A 24733-nucleotide genomic window follows, 5' to 3' on the forward strand; every position below is an offset into this window, starting at 1 on the left:
TCAGCAGCGCATGTGTGGAATCGTAGGAGCGGTCGCCGAGCGTGACGTCACCCCCATCCTGATCGAGGGCCTGCGGCGGCTGGAGTACCGCGGCTACGATTCCGCCGGGCTTGCCGTGGTCGACGCCGGCGGGACGCTCCTGCGTCACCGGGTGGTGGGCAAGGTCGCGGCGCTGGATCAGCGCCAGGCGGCCGAGCCCATCAACGGCACACTGGGCATCGCCCACACCCGGTGGGCCACCCACGGCGCGCCTACCGAGGCCAACGCCCATCCCCACGCCTCCTGCGGCCGAATCGCCCTGGTGCACAACGGCATCATCGAGAACCACGAGTCCATGCGCCGGTCGCTGACCGAGCAGGGCTACACGTTCGGTTCCGAGACGGACACCGAGGTGGTGGTCAACGCCGTGCACGCCGCCACCGCCCGCGGCGAGGACCTCCTCGGCGCGGTGCGCACCGCCGTGCGCACCCTGGACGGCGCCTACGCCCTGGGCGTGATCGACGCCGACGAGCCGGACCGCCTGATCGCCGCGCGCCAGGGCAGCCCGCTGGTGATCGGCGTCGGCATCGGCGAGCACTTCATCGCCTCGGACGTGGCTGCGCTGCTGCCCGTCACCCAGCAGTTCATCTTCCTCGAGGAGGGCGACGTCGCCGTGCTCACCCGTGAGGCGGTGACCGTCTACGACCGCGACGGCCGCGAGGTCCAGCGCCCGGTGCGCACCTCCGAGCTCTCCGCGGAGGCCGTGGAGCGCGGCAACTACCGCCACTTCATGGCCAAGGAGATCCACGAGCAGCCCCGTGCCATCGGCGACACCCTGGAGGGCCGGCTGACCGCCGAGCGGCTGCTGGTCGAGTCCCTGGGGCCGGAGGCCGGGCCGGTGCTCGCCGACGTCGAGCGCGTGCAGATCGTCGCCTGCGGCACGAGCTACCATGCCGGTCTGGTGGCACGGTACTGGTTCGAGAGCATTGCCGGCATCCCCTGCGAGGTGGAGGTCGCCAGCGAGTTCCGCTACCGCCGCCACGTGGTCGCGCCGGGGACGCTGTTCCTCACCATCTCCCAGTCCGGCGAGACCGCCGACACGCTTGCCGCCCTGCGCGAGGCGCGCAACCTCGGCTACATGGCGTCGCTGGCGATCTGCAACGTCCCCGAGAGCTCGCTGGTGCGCGAGTCCGACCTCGTGCTCATGACCCACGCGGGCCCGGAGATTGGTGTCGCCTCCACCAAGGCCTTCACCACCCAGCTCACCGCCCTCGCGCTGACCGTCATCGCCGCCGGCCGCCGCCATGGCCTCGACGCGGCGGCGGAGGCGGAGATGGTCGCCTCGCTGCGCCGGCTACCGGGGCAGGTGGAGTCCGCCCTGGCACTGGAGCCCGAGATCCGGCGCATCGCCGAGCAGTTCATCGACAAGCGCCACAGCCTCTTCCTTGGCCGCGGCGAGCACTACCCGATCGCCCTCGAAGGCGCGCTCAAGCTCAAGGAGATCTCCTACATCCACGCCGAGGCGTACCCGGCCGGCGAGCTCAAGCACGGGCCGCTGGCCCTGGTGGACGGCGAGATGCCGGTGGTCACCATCGCCCCCAACGACAGCCTGGTGGAGAAGCTGAAGTCCAACCTCCAGGAGGTTCGCGCCCGCGGCGGGCGGCTGTTCGTGTTCGCCGACGCCGCCGCCGCGCCGGAGCGTAGCGACGGCTGCGAGGTCATCACCCTGCCGGCCACCGACACCATCACCGCGCCGGTGGTCTACACCGTGCCGCTGCAGCTCCTCGCCTACCACGTCGCCGTGCTCAAGGGCACGGACGTCGACCAGCCCCGCAACCTGGCGAAGTCGGTGACCGTCGAGTAGGTACCGGGTCCGGCACGATTCGATGGAGTAACGCCGCCTGGCTATGAAGCCGGTCCGGAAATGGGCGCCCCGGATAGCCGGGGCGCAACCTGGCCACGCGCCACGCCGGATTAAATGGGCGGGCGCCGCGACATGGGCGAAATCGACGTGGCGGCACGATCGGGATCGGTTTTGGCTTCCCTGTCCCGGGCCTCACCCCTGACCGATCATCAGTCCCGCCCCGACGACCACCAGTGCCACGCCGGTCAGCCGCCCGGCGAGCCGCCCGTGGCGGGCCAGCTTTTCGATGAATACGAAGGCGGCGATCAGGGCTACCCAGAGCAGGTTCATGACCCCCGCCGTGAAAAGCAACAGCATCAGCGCCCAGCAGCAGCCCAGGCAGATCACCCCGTGCTCTGCGCCCATGCGGAATGCGCCGGCGACGCCGGGATGCCAGTGGAAGAGGAAGAACTGCAGGGGCGAACGGCAATTGCGAAGGCATGCCTCCTTAACCGGGAGCCACTGGTAAACACCGGCGACTATCAGCAGGCTGCCGCTCATGACCGCGCTGGCCGATGCCATGACCGGTGTCAGCAGTCGGAGGGCCTCCAGCAGACCATGGAGGATGGTGGCTGCCAGGCTGAACGCCGTCCACACCGCCAGATACCCGGTAGCGAACACCCAGGTCACGGGTACCACCGAGCCGTCCGCCCCGTCCTTTCGGGCCATGGACGCGTAAAGAAGTATCGCCGGCGTGGCGCTGGGCAGCATCATGCCCACCATCATCACCGACCACATGACGAAGGTGAGCAGGAAAGTGCCGACCGACCAAGGGGGCGGAGTCGCCATGCCGGCCATGGCCATGCCGCCGTCGGACATGGACACCATCCGGCCTGCGTCGATCCAGAGATAGATCCACGCCAGCAGACTGACGCCGACGAGACCCGCCGCAGCGGCGAACCGCCCGTGACGCGGGTTAACGGGATCGACGCCGCCGGTCATCCGACCGCCCCGCCCTCCGCCGTCAGGCCGCCCAGCTAAACGGTGCGAAGTGGCCGTTCCGTGTGCCGCTGGTGTCGTCCCAATCCACGCCGAAGGCATGGAAATGGCTCACCTGGGCATTGGCGAGGGCCAGGCGCGGGGTCACGGGGTGAGCGGTGTTTTCCAGGTAGATCGGCTCGCCCTCCTTCGAGGCGCTCGGTACGCCGACCGCGGACTGCTCGACGAGCTCACCGGCGGAGACCTTCCACGCCATGCCCTCGTTCTCGAAGCTGATCGGGCGCCGCTCGATGCCCGCGTTCTCGCTGATCAGTGGTGTGATCGCCGCCAGGGGCCCGCCAAACCTGCCGGATGTGATGTCCGCGATGGCCCGGGCCTGGCGCTCGTCGGCCCGCTCGTCCACGATCAGGCCCACCTTGATGCCGCCGTCGGCCATCGGCCCCGGGGAGTGCATCAAGATGATGAAGCTCAGTCCGTCGAGAGACACGCCGTCCTTCTCCCCGTTGCCGATCCGCATGGCAACGGCCGCCTTGCAATCGCCTTCGGTAGGCCTCGCGGTGAGATTGGAGCCGATGCAGGGACAAATGAAGTCGCAGTTGCAGGTCTCCATGTACTGCCCGTCGATATGCCAGCCCGCCATGTTCGCTACCTCCAAGAGGCAGAGCGCGCGATCAAGTCGATCGCCCGGCCACCCCTGGTCCGTCCATCCACACGAAAAATGCGCTGCGTCGGGAATACGCCGCGTTTGGCGAGAACCGCATCGAGCGCCCACGGAACAGGCCTTATCCAATGCCCCGATTATAGTCGACGGTGGCAGAACGTCCGGGCAGCCGGTAAAGCAAATGAATGAACGGTCCAGCGCGGTCGCGCCAGCGGAGATTCAGGAGATGAACGCGCTGGGTGACGTGCCGCGGGCGGAGAACCTGTAAGGCAATGACCTGGGGGTGAAATACGCCCCAAGGGGTGCCTTGCGATGTCAGATGGCCGGGACGGCCGCTTTCCGCCCGAATTCGCGTTTCCGGGAAGGAGCAGAGACCCTCGTGACCATGTTTGACATTCCGGCATTGCCGGTCGAAGGGGTTCACTGATCCTGGCGGGGCCAGGTCTTCAGCCGTCTTCCACGTTCCGATCGCCCTCCTCCAGCCAGGCGCCCGCCAGCGCGCGGGCGAGCAGTCCGGAGATGACGGCCAGGGCGACGCTCGGGTGTTCATCCTCCTGCACGGCGAGCCGACGGCGCGGGTCCTCGGGCAGCTCGACGTGGCCGCGGGCGTGCGGAGTGAGGAAGAACTGCTGCTCGGTGCGGCGGGTGCGCTCGATCTGGCGGGCGACCTCGCCGGCCAGGCGGTCGATGCGGGCGCCGTTCTCCGGATCGGCGGCGTCGCTCCGTGACACCCCGCGGGCGAGCGCCCTCGCCCAGTGGGTGCAGCCGGCGAGCAGGAGCAGCTTCTCGCGAACCTCGCCGAACCGGCGCACCACGGTCCAGGGACCGCTGAGCGGGCGGGCGGCGCCGGCGAGGTCGGCGTAGAGGCGGTCCAGTGTGCGCGAGAGCGCGAGCAGGTCCGCCTCCCGCTGGCGGCCGTGGGCGCGTTCCCGCGCGACCCCGACCAGCTCGTCGAGGGCGTTCAGGTAGGCGTCCAGCGCCGACGCCACCTGCGTTCGCGCCCGCCGCGGGAAGATCAGGAACGCCGCGAACACCCCGGATGCCGCGCCGATGACGGTCTCCTCCAGCCGCACGACCAGCAGGTGCGGGCTGAACATGCCCATCAGCCCGTAGAGCAGGGCGATCGCGATGGTGATGAAGAAGATCATCAGCCCGTAGGAGGTCTGCAGGAAGTAGAAGGCGAGGAAGAACAGCACCAGGATGCCGCCGATCGAGGCGGCGACGTTGCCGTGCACGAGTGTCGCGACCACGGTGCCGGCGATGATGCCGCCGAACGTCCCCGCAGAGCGGCTGAACGCGCGCATGGCGGTGTCGGCGCGGGACTGGGTGTTGTTGAAGACGATGAACGCCGCGATCGCCGCCCAGTACCAGCGCGAGGAGGACAGCAGCAGCCCGCCGTAGATGGCGAGCCCGGAGGCGACGGTGACCTGGATCGGCACGTGCAGCGATGCCGGCACGAGCCCGCCCGCGGGCGGCGCGTCCGTCGACCCGCCGGTACTGTCGGCCTCCTCCGGCAGCGGCGTGGTGAAGGCCGGATGCGGCCGCTGCTCGAGGGTGGCCGCCAGCCGCTCCCGCGCCCGGTGGGCCCGTACGAGGACCTGCTGGACGGCGGTCTCGTTGTCCTCCGGGGCGTCACGCAACGCGCTGACCGCGCGCCGGATAGCCGGTTCGTCGGCATACAGCACCGCGCGGACCAGCGATACCGGCGGCAGGGCACGGAAGCTCGCGGCGACCAGCCGCTCCACCGCGAGCTGCAGGTCGAATACCGCCAGGGCGAGGTCCGACGCCGGCCCGCTGCCCGCGAGCGCACCGCCCCGGCCCTGGGGGATGAAGCCCTCTGCCATGAGTACGATGTCCCGCAGCCGGGCGAGATGGCGCTGCAGCTCCCGGCGCCGCGCGTCCGTGGGCGCGTCGTCACGGGCGGCATCGCGCAGCTCGCGCAGGATGAGGTTCATCCGGCGGTCGATGGTGACGGCGGCCCGGCGAAAGTCCTGCTCGGGGTCGCCGGGGAGGACGACGGTGCACACGATCTGCGTCACCACCAGGGCCACCGTGGCCGCCAGCGCCACGCCGCCGCCATCGGCCAGCGTGGGGTGGAGGTAGTCGCCGATGAAGTAGGCCATGAAGGCCACCATCCCCACCATGAACCAGCGAGGGCCGAAGCGCCGGATATAGACGGCGGCGAATATCACCGCGAGGAAGACGAGCTCGGCCACCGGTGTCGGCGACAGCGCGCCCGCCCCCAGGATCACGCCCACCGCGGTCACGCCCGCCGCGGCTCGGCTCCGCGCCTGGGCGGCGGGCGAGCGCTCGCGCACCGCGAGGGTGCCGAGGAAGGTGAGGATCATGGCGATGCCGTAGGCGGCGAACGGCAGTGGCACCAGCGCGGCGGTCACGGCGGCCAGCACGGCGCCGGTGATCATCATCGACAGGATAGCCCGGGAGGCCAGCCGCAGCCGGGAGAACGCCGGGTCCGAGGCGGCGACGCGGTCGCGCACGCGGGCGAGTAACCGGCGCCGCCGGTCCGAGGCGGGCGGTGCTGTCGGGGTCCCGTCGAGTTCACTCATCCGGTGGCCTGCATGGGCGTATGCACCTCCCGCCGTTGGCATCCCCGCCGGCTATCCCGCGATCCGCACCACCCCGGCACTCTACCCCCGGGATGGCGGGACCGTGTAGGGGGGCTCGCGCGAGCGCCGGGGCGGCGCGGCAAACGGGAAAGGCGCCCCGCCGGCCAGCGCCGGCGGGCCACGGGAGCACCGGCGCTCAGTCCGCCGAGTAGTTAATGGGGTACCACTCGTAGCCGGGGTCATCCGCGCGGATGTGACCGATGCCCGGGAATGGCAGGTGTGCCCCTGCCACCAGTACGCCGGACTCCGCCGCCTCCTCGTAGGCCGCCTCGCGGCTCGCGATGGCCTGCTCCGGGTCGGAATCGAAGTCGATCGCCACGTCCGGGTGATCGAACTGCACGGCGGCCGCGTGCATCAGGTCCCCCCACAGCACCATCGTCTCGCCGTCGCTCTCCAGGCGGTAGGTGGTGTGGCCCGGCGTGTGGCCGGGGGCGGGCTGGGCGCGGATGCCGGGGGCGAGCTCGGTGCCGTCGTCGAACGGCTCGAAGGCGTCCGCTTCGCGGTACGGCTTGAGCGAGGCCATGGCGCCCTTGAACATGCCCTTCTTGCCCTCCGGGGCCTTTTCCATGTTCGCCGGGTCGAGCCAGTACGCGCTGTCGTCCCGGTCGGCGTGCACCACGGCGTTCGGGAACACACGCTCGCCGTCCCGGGTGAGGCCGCCGAGATGGTCCGGGTGCATGTGCGTCAGGTAGACCTCGTCCACCTGTGCCGGGCGATAGCCCGCGGCCTCCAGGCTGTCCACCAGGTTCCCGAGGGTCGGTCCGAACAGGCTGCCGGCCCCGGTGTCGACCAGCACCAGCTCATCGCCGGTGTTGATCAGGTAGCCGTTCACCGAGGTCTCCGTCGGTGCGCTGAGGAAATGCGCCTTCAGGGCCGCGCGGACCTCGTCCTCCGGGGCGTGGAGCAGCTTGTCCATCGGCAGCTCGACGGTGCCATCGGACAGGGCGGTGACCTGGAAGGCGCCCACCTGCACGTGATAGTACCCCGGGTTGCGCGTGTCCGGTGTCGGTGTCGCGGCGGGCGCCGCCTGGGCGAAGGCCAGCGGAATGATGGCGGCCAGGGCGAATGCCGTGGTCCGCAACAGATAGCCATGTCTCATGACAGCCCTCCTGATCGTCCAGAATGGTCGTGTTGTGCCGGGGCGGAGGCTAGTGTGCCCGGGGCGCCCCGGGAAAGCGGCCCCCCGAAATTCTGTGTTTCGTGCGCGGCCACTTGGCCGCGCTGGGCATCGCTGCAAGTGTAGACGGTGGGGCGCTACAGCCAGCCGAGCAGCGACCACCACAGGTAGGTCAGCGGTAGCAGCACCACCACCGTGATCGCAGCCATCGTCAGCGTCAGGCGGGTCGCCTTGCCAACGGGTTCGCCCGCGAGCAGGCAGCCCGCCATCAGCGGCGGGACCTGGTAGGGCAGCAGCATGGTCGAGAAACCGACCACCTGGGTCATCAGCACGGTCTCCAGCGGCAACCCGGAGGCGTGGGCGATGTCCCCCGCCAGCGGCGTGATCACCGCCACGAGGCCCGCCGCCGTGGTGAACGGGGCGATGGCGATGAAGCCCAGGGCGAGGACGACGAAGCTCTGCAGCGGGTTGCCGGGGTCCAGGGGCAGCAGCGGCAGGAGCGATTCGGCGGCGATGCGTCCGGCGCCGGAGTGGGCGAGCACCCCGCCGAGGCCGAGGACACCGGCGAGGTAGAAGAGGATCTCGTAGTTCACCCGGCCGTTGAGGGTGTCCTTCGGCGTGAGCCCGGCCCCCGGTATCAGGCAGACCAGCCCCGCGGTGAGGGCCACCCACGCCGCCGATATGCCGTGCAGCCAGTCCGTCGCCCAGAGTGCCACCGCCGCGGCCAGGATTACGCCGACGGCCCGTTCCGGCCGGGACAGTGGTGCCTCGGCCACGGCGTCCCTGACGGACTCGCTGCGCGGCCGAGGCCGGTCCGGGAAGAGCAGCAGGATCACCGCCACCAGCAGCGCAGCGCGCCCCAGCCCGAGCACGGGGAAGTGCAGCAGCAGGTACTCGCCGTAGGTGAACGCCACGCCGTGGACGTGCTCGGCGAGGCCCATGAGGACGACGTTCGGCACGTTCGCGGTGAGGATCGAGAAGGCGGGCTGGTTGCTGCCGAGGATCACCGCTAGGATCATGCCGGTGCGCCCGCGCGTGCCCGGGGCGAATCCGAAGCGCGCCGCGATCTCGGTGGTGAGCGGCACCAGCAGCATGACCCGGGCCATGGACGACGGGATCACGAACGACAGCGCCACGGCGATCCCCACCAGCCCGCCGATGATGAGCCCGTAGCCGCCGTGCAGGCGCTCACCCACCCGCCGTGCCAGGCGGGTCCCGAGGCCGGTGTGGTGCACGGCGATGCCGAGGATCAGTCCGCCGAAGACCAGCCAGAACGCCCTGGCCTCGAAGCCGCTGAACACGACGGAGGCGGGCGCGGCGTCGAGCAGCATCGCCAGGGCGAAGAATGCCAGGCTCGCCAGTCCGGCGGGCACCGCCGAGCTCGCCCACAGCCCGATGGCGAAGAGCGCCAGTCCCGCCGCCAGCGCCGCCTCGCGGGGCAGCCACAGCGGCCCTGCGACCACCAGTCCGGCGGCCAGTGCGGTGGTGGCGAGCGCGGCGATCGTCGGTGGTCTCGGCGAAAACGTTGTCATGAGCCCTTCCAGGTTCGGACGTGTCGTGGGGCGTTGCCGCGCCCGGAACGCGTGATGGTACCGCGATCGCACCCCGGCGCCGGGGATGCCATTGCGCCGCCGCGCCGGAACGGCCGGGCGTCATCCCGGACAACGGGGTCATCGCACCTCGCCCGGAAAGGATCGCGGACGGTGAGCAGGGACGGTCGTGGCGCCGTCAGCCATGGACTGGTTCAGGGCCGCGATCACACCGGCATCGGGGGAATGTTGCACGCCTGCGGCGCACAACCTACGCGAGGCCCGGCGAGTCTGCGGTAGGTCGGGCACGGCCGTCAGGCCGTGTGCGACAGCCGTGGGGGCCGTCGCATCCAGTGCGGGCGTCGCTCCCACTGCTGTGTGAAAAATGCAGGGAAAGACCCTCGGGGGAGGGGTTTTGCGTTCGGCACCCGGGCCGGGACCGGCCCGGGTGCCCTTACCGTTACCGCACCCGGGGCGTCAGCCCTTGTGCCAGTAGTGGTCGACGATGACCGCGAAGACCAGCAGGGCGCCGGTGATGATCATCTGCAGGTAGGAGCTCACGCCCACCAGGTCCAGGCCGTTCTGCAGCAGTACGAGGAAGATCGCACCGAGGATGGCACCCCACAGCGAGCCCTGGCCGCCGCGCAGGGATATGCCACCCAGCACCGCCGCGGCGATGGACTGCAGCGCGAACGTCCCGCCCAGGTTGGGTTCGCCGGAGCCCACGCGGGCGGTGAGCATGACGCCGGCGATGCCCACCAGCACGCCTGCCGAGAGGTAGGCCAGAAACAGCGCGCGTTTCACCGGTACCCCGGCGATGTGGGCCGAGACGGGGTTGCCGCCGACGGCGTACCAGTTGCGCCCGAGACGGTGCCAGTACAGGGCGATATAGGCGATACCGACCACCAGCAGAACCACCAGCCACGGCACCGGGACGCCGGCGAGATCCCCGGTGTAGAGGGTCTCCTTGAACAGCTGCGGCAGGTTGAAGATCGGCACACCGCCGGTGATGATCAGCGCCAGGCCGCTGACCACCGAGGCCATGCCCAGGGTGACGATCAGCGGTGAGACCCGGAACTGGGATATCAGCAGGCCGTTGGCGGCGCCCACCGAGGCCCCGGTAAGCATGCCGGCACCGGTGGCCAGCACGATCCCGCCCGCGCCGGGCACGGCGACGATCACCGAGCTGGTGGTGATACTGGTCAGTGCCAGCGCGGCCCCCACCGACAGGTCGAAGCCGCCGGTGATCATGACGATGGCCTGGGCGATGACGACCAGGGTGAAGTACACCGACTGGGTGGCGATGGTCGACATGTTGCGGCCGCTGAGGAAGTGTTCGGAGGCCACCGAGAAGTAGATGGCCATGATCACGAACAGCGGCAGCAGCGCCCCGGTCTTGGTGAAGATGATCCGTGCGGCGTCGAGCACGGCATTGCCGCCCCCGTCGCCGGTCTCGCGCCCGCGTGTCTCTGCCATGGTGTTCATACTGCCTCTCTGCTGTCCTGGGATCCGAAGTAGGCGCTGACCAGCTGCTCTTCGTCCGCCTCGCCCTGGGTGAACTCCCGGGACATCCGCCCCTGGCTTATGGCGATGATGCGGTGGCACACGGTCAGCAGCTCGCGTGTGTCGGTGGAGATGACGATCACCGCCGCGCCGGCCTCGGCGAGCTCGCGGGTGACGGCGTAGATGTCCGCCTTGGAGCCGACGTCGACGCCCTGGGTGGGCTCCTCGAGGATGAACAGCTGCGGCTCGGTGAGCATGCCGCGGGCGAACAGCACCTTCTGCTGGTTGCCCCCCGAGAGCAGCTTGATGGGCTGGGCCGCGGAGGGTGTGCTCACGCGCAGGCGCTGCACGTAGTCCGCCACGGTGCGGCGTTCGTTGAGGCGGTGGAGGAAGCCCATCCGGCCGAGTGCGTCCAGTGAGGACAGGGTCGCGTTCTCCGAGACCGGGCGCACGTCGACGATGCCCTCGGACTGGCGGTCGCCGGGCAGGTAGAAGATGCCCTGGCGTGCGAGGCGGTGCGGACGCAGGTCCCGGGGCCGGAACGGGCGGCCGAGCAGCTCGATCTCGCCGCGGGTGACCGGGTGCAGGCCGTAGAGCGCCCGGCCGATCTCCTCGACCCCGGAACCGGCGAGCCCGCCGAGGCCGACCACCTCACCGGCGCGCACGGCCATGGACAGGCCCTTGAGGCCGCCGGCGGTGTGCAGGTCGCTGATGACCAGGCGGTTCTCGCTGCCGATGTGTGCCGGGTCCGGGGCCTCGGAATCCGCGATCTGGCGGCCGGTCATCAGCCGGATGATCTCGTCACGCTCCAGCGACGCGGTCGGCCGGCTCTCCACGAAACGCCCGTCGCGCATCACCGTGACCTGGTCGGTGATCTGGTAGAGCTCCTCCAGCCGGTGGGTGATCCAGATCACCCCGCTGCCGGCGTCCTTCAGCGAGGCCACCAGGTCGAAGAGCACCGAGGTCTCGGCGGCGTTCAGTGCCGCAGTGGGCTCGTCGAGGATGATCAGCTTCGGGCGCTCCAGCATCGCCTTGGCGACCTCGACGAGGTACTTCTGGGAGGTGCTGAGCGTGTCCACCCGGGCCGAGGCCGGGATGTGCGCGAAGCCGAGCTCCTCGAGCAGGGTGCGGGCGCGCACGCCCATGTCCCGCCGGCGGATGAAGCCGAGGGCGCCGGCCATCTCGCGGCCGAGGAAGAGGTTGTCCGTGACCGACAGGTTGGGGATCAGGCTGAGGTGCTGGAAGACCACGCGGATGCCGCTCTGGTATGCCTCCTGGGGCGAGCGCGGGTGGTAGTCCTCGCCGAGGAAGCGCATCCGCCCGGTATCCGGCTGCACGGCCCCGCAGATGACGCCGACCAGCGTGGATTTGCCGGCACCGTTCTCGCCCACGAGGGCGTGAACCTCGCCGGCGCGGACCATCAGGTGGGCGTCCGCCAGCGCGGTCACGCCGGGGAAGCGCTTGCGCACGCCGGAAACGTCGAGAATCGTGTCCATGAGCTGCTGCCGTCTGCGCCCGCTCTCGGGCATGTCGGGGTGGGTGACGGCGGTGAGGGCGGGGACCGGCGGCCCCCGCCCGACCGCGTTACTCCTTCGGCTCGACGGAGAACACCGGGCGCCAGTCGCGGGCGCCCAGCATGTCCTCGTAGTCGTACTGGTCGATGGTCTCCGGGGTCAGCGGCTGGATCTTCGGGCCGGCGCGGAAGGGGAAGTCCTCGCCGGGTTTCTCGCCGTTGAGGATGCGCACCATCGCGTCCACCGCCATGCGGCCCTGCAGCGCGGTGAAGTCCGTCGGCGCCACCGCGACCTCGCCGTTCTTGATCTTCTCGTAGAGCGGCGGGATCAGGAACGTGGAGACGATCTTGGGCTTGTTGTCGCGGTCGCGGAGCACGTCCGGGGCGGCGTCCGCGGCGACGGCGTTGCCGGCGAGGTAGTCGAGGTCCGGGTTGGCGTTCATGACGTTCTCGATGATCGAGGTCTGAACGCTCTTGCCGGTGTCACCCCACTTCACGGTGATGATGTCCACGCGCTCCTCGGCGTCGTGGTCGGCCAGCGCCTGCTTGAAGCCGTCCAGGGTGTCGGGCGCCCAGCCGGATCCCGCCGGGCCCGGCAGGAAGGCGACGCTGACCCGGTCCTTGCCCTCGGAGTCCTTGGCCACGTACTCGCCGGCGACGTAGCCCATGGTGTAGAACGACACCAGGGTCTTGGCCGCGATGGCCGGGGCCTGGATGTCGTTGATCACCTCGATCACCGGGATGTCGGCGCTCAGCGACTTCACCAGCCCGTCCTGGGCGGTGTAGCTGATCGCCGCCAGGATCAGGCCGTCGACGCCGCGGTTGCGCAGGTTCTCGACCTGGGAGATCTGGCCGGTGATGTCCTCGTAGCCCTGGGCGGCGACCAGGTCGATGCCGACGCCGAGCTTGCGGGCCTCGTCGATGATGCCGTAGTTCACGGCGAGCCAGTACGGGTCCTTGAGGTGGGGGAAGGACACGCCGATGCGGTACGGCTTGTCCGGGGTCGGGGCCTTCCACTCCTCGCTCCGGGCCTCGCCGAGCGAGGTGGCGGGCCGGCCCGCCTTCTTGCCGGAGACGTCGTAGTTGCCGTAGTAGGCCTCCACGTCGAAGGCCTGCGCCGTGCTGGCGGCGAGCAGCAGGCCGCCGAACACGGCGGCGGAGCCGGCGCGCATGATCTGTCGTGCGTTCATCGTTGGGTACTCCTGGGCAGTGGCGTCAGTTGGACTCGATGACGACGAGACCCTGGCCCGGGTCCACGTCGCCCTCGTTGTCCACCAGAAAGGACTTCACCGTGCCGGCCACGCCGGCCTTGATCTCGTGGTAGGACTTCATCAGCTCGATGAGCCCCACCGTGTCGTCGGCGGTGACGGTGTCCCCTTCGGCGACGAAGGGCTCGGCCTCCGGGCTGGGGCGGCGGTAGAAGACGCCCGGCAGCTGGGCTTCGACGGTGTGTTCGGCCATTCCTGTCCTCCTTGCGGGACGTGTCGTTCGGGTTGCGGTCGGCGCCGGTCAGGCCGGGCGCAGGGATTCTCTGGAGCAGATACGGGTCATCTCGCGGGCCAGGCGCTGGGCCTCGTCCACGGAGATTGCGCGGAAGCGGATCACCTCGCCGGGCCGGACCTGGCCCAGCTTCCAGAAGCCGCTGGTGGGCACGGTGAAGGGGTTGATGAAACCCCCCATGCTCGGGCCGTCCTTGACCAGGATGATGGGCGTCAGCCCCGCCAGGTTGATGGCCCCGTTGGGGTAGCCCTGATCGATGATGTTGGACGGCTCGGAGCCGTGCTCCGGGCGCTTGTTGATCGCCTTGTCGGCGAAGGTGAGCCGGTCGCCGGGGCCCTCCAGGCGGTAGCCGGTACGGTCCGACTTGGCGGAGAGCTTCCAGTCCGCCTCCAGGAAGGTGCGGACCCCGGCTTCGTCGAGCCAGTCGTCGTTGGGGCCGGCGACGACCTCGATCTCCCAGCGCTTGTCGGAGGGGAGCTCGGGCCGTGCCTCGGGGATCACCACCATGTCCGGCGTGCCGCCGGAGGCGTCGCCGGTGGGGATCTGCTGGCCGGCCTGGATCGCGCGGCCCTCGAAGCCGCCGACCCCGGCCTTGTGGAAGGTCGCGCGGGAGCCGAGCCAGGGCTCGGTGCGGATGGCCCCGGCGACGGCGATGTAGCCGCGGGCGCCGGTCTTCGCGTAGCTCAGCTTCAGCGTCTGGCCGGCCTTTACCGCGTAGCTGCGCCACAGCTCGATGGGCTCGCCGTCGATGTGCGGCTGCATGTCGCCGCCGGTGACCGCGACCACGGTGTCCTCGTGGAAACGCAGCTCCGGGCCGGTGAACTGGCACTCGAGCGCGGCGTCTCCGGGCTCGTTGCCCACCAGCACGTTGGCCAGGCGGAACGACCAGTGGTCCATCGGCCCGGAGGGCGGGAAGCCCTGGTTCCAGTAGCCGACGCGGCCGGGGTAGTCCTGGATGGCCGTCTCCAGCCCGGCGTTCATGACTTCGAACATGTCCTCACCCCCTTCAGAACCGCTGGGTCTCGTCGATACCCGCCACCCACTCCTTGTACTGGGCGACCGAGAACTTCTGGTATTCGACGAGGTTGTACTGGTAGCTGCCGTCGGCGACCTGGGCCTCGACGTGCTCGAACTCCTCGATGGAGCAGGGCACGAAGCGGATGCGGTCGCCGGGGCGGAACAGGCAGATGCTGTTCTCGAACACGGGGAAGCGCTTCTCCGTGTCCCAGATCGGCACGGGGGTGCGGCCGAAGACCTGGTAGCCGCCCGGCAGGTGCTCGGGGTAGATGGCGGTGGACATGCCGCCCATGCCCACCGAGCCCTTGGGCGTCCAGGTGCGCGGCGGGTTGTACTTCGGCGCCACCAGCCGGCAGCGCGGGTCCAGCGGCATGGTGAACGGCAGGCCGGGCCAGAATCCCAGGGAGGCCACCCAGTACTCCGTGCCCGAGTGCACGCGCACGAGCTGGTCCACGCCGGAGAGGCCGTTGAGCTCGGCGACATACTCCGGGTCCGGCGTCTTCTTCGCGATCTTGGCGATGTAGTCCTCGACGCACTCCTTCGTCCACGGGTCCAGGTAGACCGTGGGGAAGTAGAACAGCCGGCTCGGCAGCTCGATGTCGTCGGCGGGCCGCAGGCCCTCGATCAGCGAGGCCATCTCCTTTTTCAGATCGGCGAAGCTGATCAGCTCCGGGTCGTAGTGGATCAGCGTGGACGCGAAGCAGGGTGCGGTCTCCAACACCCCCTTTGTCTTCTGCTCGGCGACGACGTTGGCCAGGTCCTGCCCCCGGAAGTTCAGCTCGAGATTCATCTCGTCGCCGAACTCGATGAGCATGTAGCGGTCGCCGCCCGGCAGGAAGCGGGGTTCCTCATAGATCATTGCGTTCCTCCCCAGCGCTGGTTACTCGGTGTTGAGCAGCTCGGACTCGTAGTCCGCGATGAAAGACGTCAGGGTCTCGCCCCGCCGGAAGGCGTCGGTGCGCAGGACGTTGACCAGGAAAGGCAGGTTCGTTCGGATGCCCTCGATGCGGCTGTTGCGCAGCACCTCCAGTGCCCGCTCGCGGGTCTCGTCGCGGTCCGCACCGCGGACGATGACCTTCGCGATCAGCGGGTCGTAGTAGGGGTGAACCCGGCTGCCGTCGTCGTAGCCGGTGTCCACGCGCACGTGCTCGCCCGCGGGCACGTGCAACGTCTCGATCACGCCGGGCTGGGGCAGGAAGTTGTTGAATGGGTCCTCGGCGTAGAGTCGGAACTCCATGGCGTGGCCCCGGCTCTCGATCCCGGCCTGGCTGAGCCCGGACTCCTTGCCCGCGGCGATGCGGATCTGGTGGGCGACGATGTCCTCGCCGGTGATCATCTCCGTGACCGGGTGCTCCACCTGCACGCGGGTGTTCATCTCCAGGAAGTAGAACTCCCCGGTTTCGTCGTCGAGCACGAACTCCACCGTCCCGGCGCCGTGATAATCCTGGGCCTCGGCGAGGGACACCGCGGCGTGGGTCATGCGCTCCCGTACGGCCGCGTCCACCGCCGGCGAAGGGGCCTCCTCGATGATCTTCTGATAGCGCCGCTGGATGGAGCACTCGCGCTCGAACAGGTGCGCCGCCCGGCCGCCGCCGAGCCCGAGCACCTGCACCTCCACGTGGCGGGCACGCGGGACGAACTTCTCCAGGAACACCGCCTCGTCGCCGAAGTTGGACTTCGCGAGCCCCTGGGTGGACTGCACCACCTTGCGCAGGGCGGCGAGATCGTCGACCCGCTGCATGCCGATGCCGCCGCCGCCGGCGGAGGCCTTCACGAGCACGGGCAGGCCGATCCGGCGTGCCTCCGTCTCCAGGTCGTCGAGGTCGTCGCTGGTGAAGCGCCGGCTGCCGGGCAGCACGGGCACGCCGGCCCGCTCGGCGATGTGGCGGGCCCGTGCCTTGTCCCCCATGTCGCGGATGCTGTCCGTGCGCGGGCCGATCCAGGTCATGCCGGCGCCGGTGACCGCATCGGCGAGCCGGGTGCTCTCCGCGAGGAAGCCGTAGCCCGGGTGGACCGCGTCCGCCCCGGTCTCCGACGCCGCCTGCATCAGCCGCTCGATGTTGAGGTAGCTGTGCTGGGCGCGGGCGGGGCCGACCACGCGGTGCTCGTCGGCGAGGCGCACGTGCAGGGCGTCCTCGTCCGCCTCGGAGCAGACCGCGACGCTGGCGATGCCCAGCGAGCGGCAGCTGCGCGCGATGCGGCAGGCGATCTCGCCACGGTTGGCGATCAGGACCTTGCTGATATCTCCCATCGTCACTCCCCGGCTCAGGCGGCGGTGGCGCCGAGGGCGTCGCGTACGGCGCGGGCCACGTCGAGCGCGTTGGGCGTGTCGGAGTGCACGCAGACGGTGTCGGCGCGGACCTTCAGGGTGTGGCCGTTCACCGACTCGGTCTCGCCCTGCTCCACCGCGCGGACGACCCGCTCGGCCGCCCTGGCCGGATCCACCGCGGCGTGCTCGCGGGTGATGATCAGCTTGCCGTCGTCGTCGTAGTCGAGGTCGGCGAAGTACTCCGCGAGGAAGGTGTGGCCGCGCCGGGTGTAGACCGTCTCGTGGCAGGTCCCGGACAGGCCCATGAGCGGTACGCCGAAGACATCGGCGGCATCGCAGACGGCGTCGGCCACCGCCTCGTCACGGGCGGCCATGCCGTAGAGCGCGCCGTGGGGCTTGATGTGGTTCAGTGCCATGCCGGCGCCGTCCAGGAAGCCCTTCAGCGCGCCCACCTGGTAGATGAGGATGTTGGCCAGCTCCTCGCGGGGGATCTTCATCTCGCGCCGGCCGAAGCCCTGGAGGTCCGGCAGCGAGGGGTGGGCGCCGACACGCACGCCGTGGGACCGGGCGAGCTCCACGGTCTTGCGCATGTGGTTGGGATCGGAGCCGTGAAAGCCGCAGGCCACGTTCGCGGCCGAGATGAAAGGCATCATCCCGGCGTCGTCACCCATGCGATACAGGGAGAAGCTCTCCCCCATGTCGCAGTTGATCGTCGTTTGCATTGCGCTACTCCACTTGGTTCTGGAAGGCGGACAGCATCAAGCGTGCCAACGGCGAGTCGGCGGTCCGCACGGTGGGTTGGCGTGAGGGCCGGAAAGCGGGCTGCGCAGCGCTGGAAGGGGAGATCGACAACGGTTTCCTCTCCTCGGCGGTACCGCCCCGGCGGCCTCCATGCTGCGTTTTCCGGCGGGCTAGGTGGTTATTTTATTAACCACTAGTCCACGGGGGTTTCCGTGTCAAGGCGGCCTGGCAGGGGCGCACGCAAAGGGGGCCGCGGGCGGTTCAGGCTGGAGCGCGCAACCTTAAACATGCACCAAAAAGTCGCTATTTGCCCTTTTTGTGCACCATTTTGTTCCGTTTCAGCAGGTTGGCATCAGCCTGAAAACGTGATCGGCGTCACGTGCGCCGGTCGGGGGGTAGCTGGACTTTCCTACAGGGTGTGTTTAATTGATAGATACAAACGACAGGGATGCAGGGGTGCCGTGGACACCGTCAATGGTGGTCGCCCAGGGGAGGGGCTTTTGCGGTGTCCGGCTGAAAGCAGTAATTTGCGGCGCCACCAGGCACCTAAGGAACGGGAGGTATGTCGAGTCGTGAACACATCGACAGGGCAGTCACAGGAGCGGTCACCGGAAGAGGCCGACCCCGTATTCGATCTCGGTGAGCGTCTGCGCCAGGTTCGCCTGGACCGCGGCCTGTCCCAGCGCGAGCTCGCCCGCCGCGCGGGTGTGACCAACGGGACCATCTCACTCATCGAGCAGAACAAGAACAGCCCCTCCGTGGCCTCCCTGAAGAAGGTCCTGGACGGCGTGCCGATGTCGCTGGCGGAGTTCTTCGCCGTGGGTGCGCAGGCGGCGGACCGGGTGTTCTTCCGCCGCGACGAGCTCTCGCTCATCACCAGCGGGCCGCTGGAGTTCCGCCAGGTCGGCAACGTCCAGGGCAAGAGCCTGCAGGTGCTGCGCGAGTACTACCCGCCGGGCGGCGACACCGGCCGCGCGATGCTGCGCCACGACTCCGAGGAGGCGGGTATCGTCATCTCGGGGCGCGTGGAGCTCACGGTGGGCAGCCGGCGGCGGGTGCTCGGGCCGGGGGACGCGTACCACTTCGATAGCCGTATCCCCCACCGTTTCCGCAACCTCGACGACGAGGACTGCGAGCTCATCAGCGCGTGCACGCCGCCCTATCTCTGATCCATCCCGGCAGGAGGTGCCATGAACGACGAACGGCCCATGGCCACGGCCACGGTGCAGGAGGACAACGAGCGCGTCATCGTGACCGAGTGGTGCTTCGCCCCCGGGGCACAGACGGGCTGGCACCGCCATGAGCATGACTACGTCGTCGTGCCCCTCACCGCCGGGCGGCTGCTGCTGGAGTCCGAGTCCGGTACCGCCAGCAGCGAGCTGACCCCCGGGGTCTCGTATTTCCGCACCGCCGGGGCGGAGCACAACGTGGTCAACGACGGTGACGCCGAGCTCGCGTTCGTCGAGGTGGAGCTCAAGGGGACCACCGCGGGCGGGGGCTGACCCGCCCCGGCCCGTCATCGCGGACCGGGGCGGGCGGCACGCCCGCGGCCGGCGGTCAGCCGGCCGCACGCTGCGGGGCACTGCCCGCGGCCTCGCGGATGGCGGCGCCGAGCCGTTCCACCGCGCCTTCCACGTCCGCGTCCGTGGCCGTGAGCGGGGGCAGGAGCCGGACCACGTTGCCGTGGATACCGCAGGTGAGCACCAGCAGGCCGTGGGCGCGGGCCCGGGCCATGACGTCCGCGGCCATCGCGGGCGAGGGCTGGTCGCCGTCGAAGAACTCCACCGCGACCATCGCGCCGAGGCCGCGAACGTCGCGCACCGCGCCGACCTCACTGGCGATCTCGCCGATACCCGTGGTCAGGCGCTCGCCGATGATCGCCGCACGCTGGATCAGGCCCTCGTCGTCGATCACCTCCTGCACCGCCAGGGCCGCCGCGGCGGACAGCGGGTTGCCGCCGTAGGTGCCGCCGAGGCCGCCCGCCGGACCGGCGTCCATGATCTCCGCGCGACCGGTGACCGCGGCCAGCGGCATGCCGCCGGCCAGGCCCTTGGCCATGGTGATGATGTCCGGGGTGACGCCGCTGTGCTCGACGGCGAAGCGCCGGCCGGTGCGGGCGAAGCCGGTCTGGACCTCGTCGACGATCAGGCAGATGCCGTGCTCGTCGGCGATCCGGCGCAGCGCCTGCATGAATGCCGGCGGCGCGGCGTAGAAGCCACCCTCGCCGAGCACCGGCTCGATGATCAGGGCGGCGACGCGCTGCGGGTCGACGTCGAAGCGCAGCAGCTCCTCGAGCGAGCGGACCGCGTCGTCGACACTGACGCCGTGCACCTCGTTGGGGAAGCGGGCATGGAAGATGTCCGCAGGCATCGGCCCGAAGCCGGCCTTGTACGGGCGGACCTTGCCGGTCAGGCCCATGGTCAGCAGGGTGCGGCCGTGGAAGCCGCCGCCGAAGCCGATCACCGCCGAGCGGCCGGTGTAGGCCTTGGCGATCTTCACGGCGTTCTCCACCGCCTCCGCGCCGGAGTTCACCAACACGGTCTTCTTGGCGAAGTCGCCGGGGGTGATGGCGTTGAGCCGTTCGGCCAGGGCGACGTAGGGCTCGTAGGCGGAGACATTGAAGTTGGTGTGGGTGAAGCGCCCGAGCTGCTCCTCCACCGCCGCCATCACCCGCGGGTGGCGGTGGCCGGTGTTGAGCACCGCGATGCCGGCGGCGAAGTCGATGTACTCGTTGCCCTCGACGTCCCACAGGCGGGCGTTCTCCGCGCGCTCGGTGGCAATGGGGTGGATGATGCCGACACCGGCGGCGACGGCGTCGCTGCGGCGCTCGAAGAGTTCGCGATTGGTGGTCATCGTCCCGATCCTCGTTCCGGGTGGATGTGTGGCCTCAGGCGATGCCGCCGAGGCAGAGGTACTTGGTCTCCAGGTACTCCTCCAGGCCCTGGCGGGCGCCCTCGCGCCCGAGGCCGGAGGCCTTCATGCCGCCGAACGGCGCCTCGGCCGCGGACAGCAGGCCGGTGTTGATGCCGACCATGCCGTATTCCAGGGCCTCGGAGACGCGCCAGGTGCGGGCCGCGTCGCGGCTGTAGAAGTAGGCGGCGAGGCCGTACTCGGTGTCGTTCGCCATCGCCACCGCCTGGTCCTCGGTGGTGAAGCGGAATACCGGGGCCACGGGTCCGAAGATCTCCTCGCGGGCGAGGCGCATGCCGGTGTTCACGTCGGCGAGCAGGGTCGGCTGGAAGAAGCGGCCGCCGCCGGCGTGGCGCGCGCCCCCGGTGAGCGTCCGTGCACCCTGGGCGGTGGCGTCGGCCACCAGGGCGGTCACCTTCTCCACCGCGGCGTCGTTGATCAGCGGCCCCTGGTTGATGCCGTCGGTGAGGCCGTTGCCCACGCTCAGCTCCGATTCCATCACCTCGGCGAGGCGCTCGACGAAGGCGTCGTGGATGCCGGACTGCACCAGTATGCGGTTCGCGCACACGCAGGTCTGGCCGGCGTTGCGGAACTTGGAGTCCATCGCGCCGCGGACCGCGGCCTCCAGGTCGGCGTCGTCGAAGACGATGAAGGGTGCATTGCCGCCGAGCTCCAGCGAGACCTTCTTCACGGTGTCCGCGCACTGGGCCATGAGGTGGCGGCCGACGGCGGTGGAGCCCGTAAACGAGAGCTTGCGTACGGTGGGGTTGGCGCAGAGCTCGCCGCCGATCGCCTGGGGCTCGCCGGTGACCACATTGAACACCCCGGCCGGGATGCCCGCGCGGTCGGCCAGCTCTGCCAGCGCCAGCGCGGTGAACGGCGTGACCTCGGCGGGCTTGACCACCGCTGGGCAGCCCGCGGCCAGTGCCGGCGCGACCTTGCGCGTGATCATCGCCGCCGGGAAGTTCCAGGGCGTGATCGCCGCGGAGACACCCACCGGCTCCCGGGTCGCGGCGATGCGCCGGTCTGCGGCGGGGGATGGGATCAGCTCGCCGTAGGCGCGGCGGCCCTCCTCGGCGAACCATTCGATGAACGACGCGGCGTAGGCGACCTCGCCGCGGGCCTCGCCCAGCGGCTTGCCGCACTCGCGGGTCATGATCCGGGCGAGATCGTCGCGGTGGGCGAGCACCAGACGGTGCCACTCCCGCAGGCGCGCCGCGCGCTCGCTGGCGGTGAGCGCCCGCCAGGCGGGCCATGCCCGGTCCGCCGCCTCGATGGCCCGGCGGGTTTCGGCGGCGCCCATGAGCGGCACGTTCCCCAGGGTCTCGCCGGTGGCAGGGTCGTCCACCGCCAGGGTCGCGGCGGCATCGGCGTCCACCCAGACGCCGTCGATGTAGGCCTGCTCCCGGAACAGCGCCGGGTCGCCGAGCTCTCGCATGGTCCTTGGTCCTCCGTGTGCGTGGACCGTCAGGGCCCACGTCTGCCTGTATCCCCACGATTAGAACCGATTTTTGGTCCCCGTATAGGAGCCAATCGGGTACGATGCAGGGAGCCAATCTGCGACGGCGGTGCCCATGCTCCTCAGCGACCTCCTCCTGCAGTACATGCAGCAGCGCACCGAGTGGACCCGGCTGCCGGTGCGCCGGCGGGTCTACGCCGCCCTGCGCCAGGCGATCCTGGAGGAACGTCTGGCCCCCGGCGCCAAGCTGCCGGCGACCCGGACGCTCGCCCGGGAACTCGGGCTGGCGCGCAATACCGTGATGCGGGCCTACGAGCAGCTGGAGGCGGAAGGCTATGTGCGTGGACACACCGGGGCGGGCACCTTCGTCACCGATACCCTGCCGCGGGATGCGCCCAGCGTGCCGGCCCCGCCACGCCGCGAGGCGGGGCATGCCCCGGGGTTATCCCGGCGGGGTGCCGATATCGCCGCGCATCCGGCGAGCAGCACACTCCAGTCCGGGGCCTTCGTGCCCGGCATCCCCGATGTCGCCGCGTTCCCTTTCCGGGTCTGGCGGCGGCTGCTCGGCCGCTACATGAACAGTGATCACTCCCGGCTGATGCAGTACGCCTCCGGTGGCTACGGGCCGCTCAAGGCGGTGCTCGCCGAGCACCTGAAGGTCTCGCGGATGATCAGCTGCGACCCGCGCCAGATCCTCATCGTCGGCGGTGCCCACCAGGGGCTCGACCTGTGCGCGCGCATGCTCGCCGACCCCGGCGACGAGGCGTGGATGGAGGACCCGGGCTACTGGGGCGCGCGCAACGTGCTGCGCGCCGCCGGCCTGCGCCTGCGGGCGATCCCGGTGGACGCGGACGGCATCGCCCCGCAGCCATCGGACTGGCGGCGTCCGCCGCGGCTGATCTTCACCTCACCGTCCTACCAGCTCCCCACCGGCGCGGTGCTGAGCCTCGGTCGTCGCCGGCTGCTGCTGGAGCAGGCCTCGGCGGCGGACGCCTGGATCATCGAGGACGACTACGATAACGAGCTGCGCTACCACCGCGAGCCCATCGCCTCGCTGTACGGGCTCTCCTCGACGAACCGGGTGATCTATGTCGGGACCTTCAGCAAGGTGATGTATCCGGGGCTGCGGCTGGCGTACCTGGTGGTGCCGCCGGCGCTGGTGGAGCCGTTGTCCACGGCCAATGCGGAGCTCTTCCGCGAGGGCAGGCTGGTGGAGCAGGCGGCGCTCGCCGAGTTCATCGACAGCGGCCGCTTCTCCGCACATATACGGCGCATGCGCCAGGTCTACGCCGAGCGCCAGGAGGCGCTGCGGACGTCGCTGGAGACGCGCCTCGGTGACGCGGTGAGCGTGAGCGGTGGCCAGGGCGGCATCCACCTGACCTATCACTTCCGCGAGGCGCTCGACGATGAACGGGTTTCCCGGGACGCCCTCTCCGAGGGCATCGTCGCGCGGCCGCTGTCGCTGTACTACCACGATCCGGCCGCGGCGCGGCCCGGGCTCGTGCTCGGCTATGCCACCGTTACGCCGGAGCGTATCGCCGATGCCTCGGCGGCGCTGGCCCGGGTAGTGGAGCGCCGGCTGGAGGCGAAGGGGCGGTAGACGCGCTCAGGTGCGGATCTCGCTGACCCGGCCGGTGGCGTCGACCACCGATTCCGCGTAGCGGTTGACCTCCGCCATGGTCTCGCCGGTCTCCCGGGTCAGCGCGACCCCCTGGCGGACGTGCTCGAGCAGGCCCTCCATCTGCGCGACGAAGTCGCGGGTGCGCCGTTGCACGTCCGCGACCATCCCGGAGATCTCCGTGGTCTCGCTCGCCGTGCGCTCGGCGAGCTTGCGCACCTCGTCGGCGACCACGGAGAAGCCGCGACCGGCGTCGCCCGCGCGCGCCGCCTCGATGGCGGCATTCAGCGCCAGCAGGTTGGTCTGGTCGGCCACACCGCGCACCGCGGCCACGATCGCCGAGATGCGCTCGGCGTTATCGTCGAGCCCCTCGGCCTCCGTGGTGGCCTGCTCGATGCGCTCCGACATCCGCTGGATCTCCTCCAGCGAGCGGTTCACCGTGTCCACCCCGGCCCGGGAGCGTTCCGCGCTCTGGCGGGAGACGTCCAGGGCGTAGGCCGCGCTCTCGCGCTCGGTTTCCTGGCGATGGACCTCGTCGGTGATGTCGGTGGCGAACTTGATGACCCCGACCACGCGGCCGTCGTCGTCGAAGACCGGGTTGTAGCTCGCCTGCAGCCAGCGTGCACTGCCGTCACGGGCGCGCCGCTGCACCCGGTCGGCATAGTATTCACCGGCGCGGAGCCGCTTCCAGAACGCTGCATAGTCGTCACTGCCGGCGAACTCCGGGGGGCAGAACTCGCGGTGATGGACGCCCTCGATGCTGCCGGCGTCATACCCCATGAGCCGGCGGAAGTTCTCGTTGGCCTTGCGCAGGGTGCCGTCGACGGTGAACTCCGCGACCGCCATCACCCGGTCCAGGGCGCCGATGATCGCGCGGTCCCGAATGCCCTTGTTGACCCGTTCGGTGATGTCGCTGGCGATCTTGATCACGCTCGCCGTCTGTCCGTCGTCGTCCATCACCGGGTTGTACGACGCCTCCAGCCATACCGTCCGGCCTTGCGCATCGAGGCGTCGTACCCGCCCCTGCTGGGGATCGCCGCGGCGCAGGGCCGCCCAGAATGCCTCGTAGTCGGCGCTCGCCGCGTACTGCGCGTCGCAGAAACGCTGGTGGGGCACGCCCTGGAGCGAATCCGGGTCGGCATAGCCGAGGATTTCCGCAAAGCGCTGGTTGGCGTGGGTGATCCGGCCGCGGAGGTCGAAGTGCACGACACCCATGGCGGTCTCCATCGCCCGGCGTTCTGCACGCAGGCGCCGGGATTCTTCCTCGAGGCTCGCGACGTATTCACGATACGCGGCGGTGGTGATACCGGGGAGGCGGGCGCTGATAGGCATAGACGCATTTCCACGGTGACCGGGGCCGCAACGCTGCCGAAAGCGGGTGCGCCACCGGACGGCCGGTGTTCTCTTACTGTGGTTGTAAAATTCTTGTACAGCATTATGAGTTATTT

The 24733-nt window shown here is 70.0% G+C and carries 20 protein-coding genes; 4 read left to right on the forward strand and 16 right to left on the reverse strand.

All coding sequences use genetic code 11. From position 1 onward, the window contains the following. Positions 1-10 precede the first annotated feature (10 nt). On the forward strand, positions 11-1843 hold the full coding sequence (glmS, locus tag C516_RS0106065; RefSeq protein ID WP_018717469.1) for a glutamine--fructose-6-phosphate transaminase (isomerizing): 1833 nt from the start codon (positions 11-13) through the stop codon (positions 1841-1843). 192 nt (positions 1844-2035) lie between these two features. Here the strand turns inward: glmS and C516_RS0106070 are convergent, their stop codons facing one another. The 13 genes from C516_RS0106070 to pxpA form a co-directional block, all read right to left on the reverse strand. Continuing rightward, entirely contained in the window at positions 2036-2824 is a 789-nt protein-coding gene (locus C516_RS0106070; RefSeq protein ID WP_018717470.1) for a DUF2182 domain-containing protein, read from the reverse strand. Between the two features lie 22 nt (positions 2825-2846). Further along, positions 2847-3461 (reverse strand): DUF1326 domain-containing protein, encoded by a 615-nt coding sequence (locus C516_RS0106075; RefSeq protein WP_018717471.1) that lies wholly within the window; start codon positions 3459-3461, stop codon positions 2847-2849. Positions 3462-3928: 467 nt separating this feature from the next. Further along, complete coding sequence (locus tag C516_RS18770) at positions 3929-6049, reverse strand: FUSC family protein (protein ID WP_018717472.1); 2121 nt, start codon at positions 6047-6049, stop codon at positions 3929-3931. 196 nt (positions 6050-6245) lie between these two features. Continuing rightward, positions 6246-7208 (reverse strand): MBL fold metallo-hydrolase, encoded by a 963-nt coding sequence (locus tag C516_RS0106090; protein ID WP_018717473.1) that lies wholly within the window; start codon positions 7206-7208, stop codon positions 6246-6248. 155 nt (positions 7209-7363) lie between these two features. Beyond that, positions 7364-8758 (reverse strand): SLC13 family permease, encoded by a 1395-nt coding sequence (locus tag C516_RS0106095; RefSeq protein ID WP_018717474.1) that lies wholly within the window; start codon positions 8756-8758, stop codon positions 7364-7366. 474 nt (positions 8759-9232) lie between these two features. Further along, a complete protein-coding gene (locus tag C516_RS0106100; protein WP_156831146.1) occupies positions 9233-10231 on the reverse strand; it encodes an ABC transporter permease in 999 nt (332 codons plus the stop codon). Positions 10232-10236: 5 nt separating this feature from the next. Next, complete coding sequence (locus C516_RS0106105) at positions 10237-11754, reverse strand: sugar ABC transporter ATP-binding protein (protein ID WP_018717476.1); 1518 nt, start codon at positions 11752-11754, stop codon at positions 10237-10239. An 88-nt stretch (positions 11755-11842) separates the two neighbouring features. After that, positions 11843-12961 carry a TMAO reductase system periplasmic protein TorT gene (torT, locus tag C516_RS0106110; protein ID WP_018717477.1) on the reverse strand — a complete coding sequence of 373 codons (1119 nt, stop codon included), beginning with the start codon at positions 12959-12961 and terminating at the stop codon, positions 11843-11845. Between the two features lie 25 nt (positions 12962-12986). After that, positions 12987-13232, reverse strand: coding sequence for an acetyl-CoA carboxylase (locus C516_RS0106115; RefSeq protein ID WP_018717478.1), 246 nt, complete (start codon positions 13230-13232; stop codon positions 12987-12989). A 48-nt stretch (positions 13233-13280) separates the two neighbouring features. After that, positions 13281-14264 (reverse strand): 5-oxoprolinase subunit C family protein, encoded by a 984-nt coding sequence (locus C516_RS0106120; protein WP_018717479.1) that lies wholly within the window; start codon positions 14262-14264, stop codon positions 13281-13283. A 13-nt stretch (positions 14265-14277) separates the two neighbouring features. Beyond that, positions 14278-15147 (reverse strand): 5-oxoprolinase subunit B family protein, encoded by an 870-nt coding sequence (locus tag C516_RS0106125; RefSeq protein WP_018717480.1) that lies wholly within the window; start codon positions 15145-15147, stop codon positions 14278-14280. 21 nt (positions 15148-15168) lie between these two features. Continuing rightward, positions 15169-16539: an acetyl-CoA carboxylase biotin carboxylase subunit gene (locus C516_RS0106130; RefSeq protein ID WP_018717481.1), complete on the reverse strand. Its 1371-nt coding sequence runs from the start codon at positions 16537-16539 to the stop codon at positions 15169-15171. 14 nt (positions 16540-16553) lie between these two features. Then, entirely contained in the window at positions 16554-17279 is a 726-nt protein-coding gene (pxpA, locus tag C516_RS0106135; protein WP_018717482.1) for a 5-oxoprolinase subunit PxpA, read from the reverse strand. Between the two features lie 591 nt (positions 17280-17870). Here pxpA and C516_RS0106140 point away from each other — a divergent pair. Together C516_RS0106140 and C516_RS0106145 are read left to right on the forward strand one after the other, a co-directional pair. Further along, positions 17871-18467: a cupin domain-containing protein gene (locus C516_RS0106140; RefSeq protein ID WP_018717483.1), complete on the forward strand. Its 597-nt coding sequence runs from the start codon at positions 17871-17873 to the stop codon at positions 18465-18467. Between the two features lie 21 nt (positions 18468-18488). Beyond that, positions 18489-18800 carry a cupin domain-containing protein gene (locus tag C516_RS0106145; RefSeq protein WP_018717484.1) on the forward strand — a complete coding sequence of 104 codons (312 nt, stop codon included), beginning with the start codon at positions 18489-18491 and terminating at the stop codon, positions 18798-18800. Positions 18801-18855: 55 nt separating this feature from the next. Here C516_RS0106145 and gabT read toward each other — a convergent pair whose 3' ends face one another. Next, entirely contained in the window at positions 18856-20151 is a 1296-nt protein-coding gene (gene gabT / locus C516_RS0106150) for a 4-aminobutyrate--2-oxoglutarate transaminase (RefSeq protein WP_018717485.1), read from the reverse strand. Between the two features lie 34 nt (positions 20152-20185). Continuing rightward, positions 20186-21646: an NAD-dependent succinate-semialdehyde dehydrogenase gene (locus C516_RS0106155; protein WP_018717486.1), complete on the reverse strand. Its 1461-nt coding sequence runs from the start codon at positions 21644-21646 to the stop codon at positions 20186-20188. Positions 21647-21782: 136 nt separating this feature from the next. Between C516_RS0106155 and pdxR the strand changes: the two genes are divergently transcribed. Further along, positions 21783-23267: a MocR-like pyridoxine biosynthesis transcription factor PdxR gene (gene pdxR, locus C516_RS0106160; RefSeq protein WP_018717487.1), complete on the forward strand. Its 1485-nt coding sequence runs from the start codon at positions 21783-21785 to the stop codon at positions 23265-23267. A 6-nt stretch (positions 23268-23273) separates the two neighbouring features. On the opposite strand, the gene C516_RS0106165 is transcribed toward pdxR, so the two are convergent. Beyond that, positions 23274-24617 (reverse strand): methyl-accepting chemotaxis protein, encoded by a 1344-nt coding sequence (locus C516_RS0106165; RefSeq protein ID WP_018717488.1) that lies wholly within the window; start codon positions 24615-24617, stop codon positions 23274-23276. Positions 24618-24733: the final 116 nt, after the last annotated feature.

The sequence above is a fragment of the Arhodomonas aquaeolei DSM 8974 genome (assembly GCF_000374645.1).
In the GTDB taxonomy this organism is placed as follows: domain Bacteria; phylum Pseudomonadota; class Gammaproteobacteria; order Nitrococcales; family Nitrococcaceae; genus Arhodomonas; species Arhodomonas aquaeolei.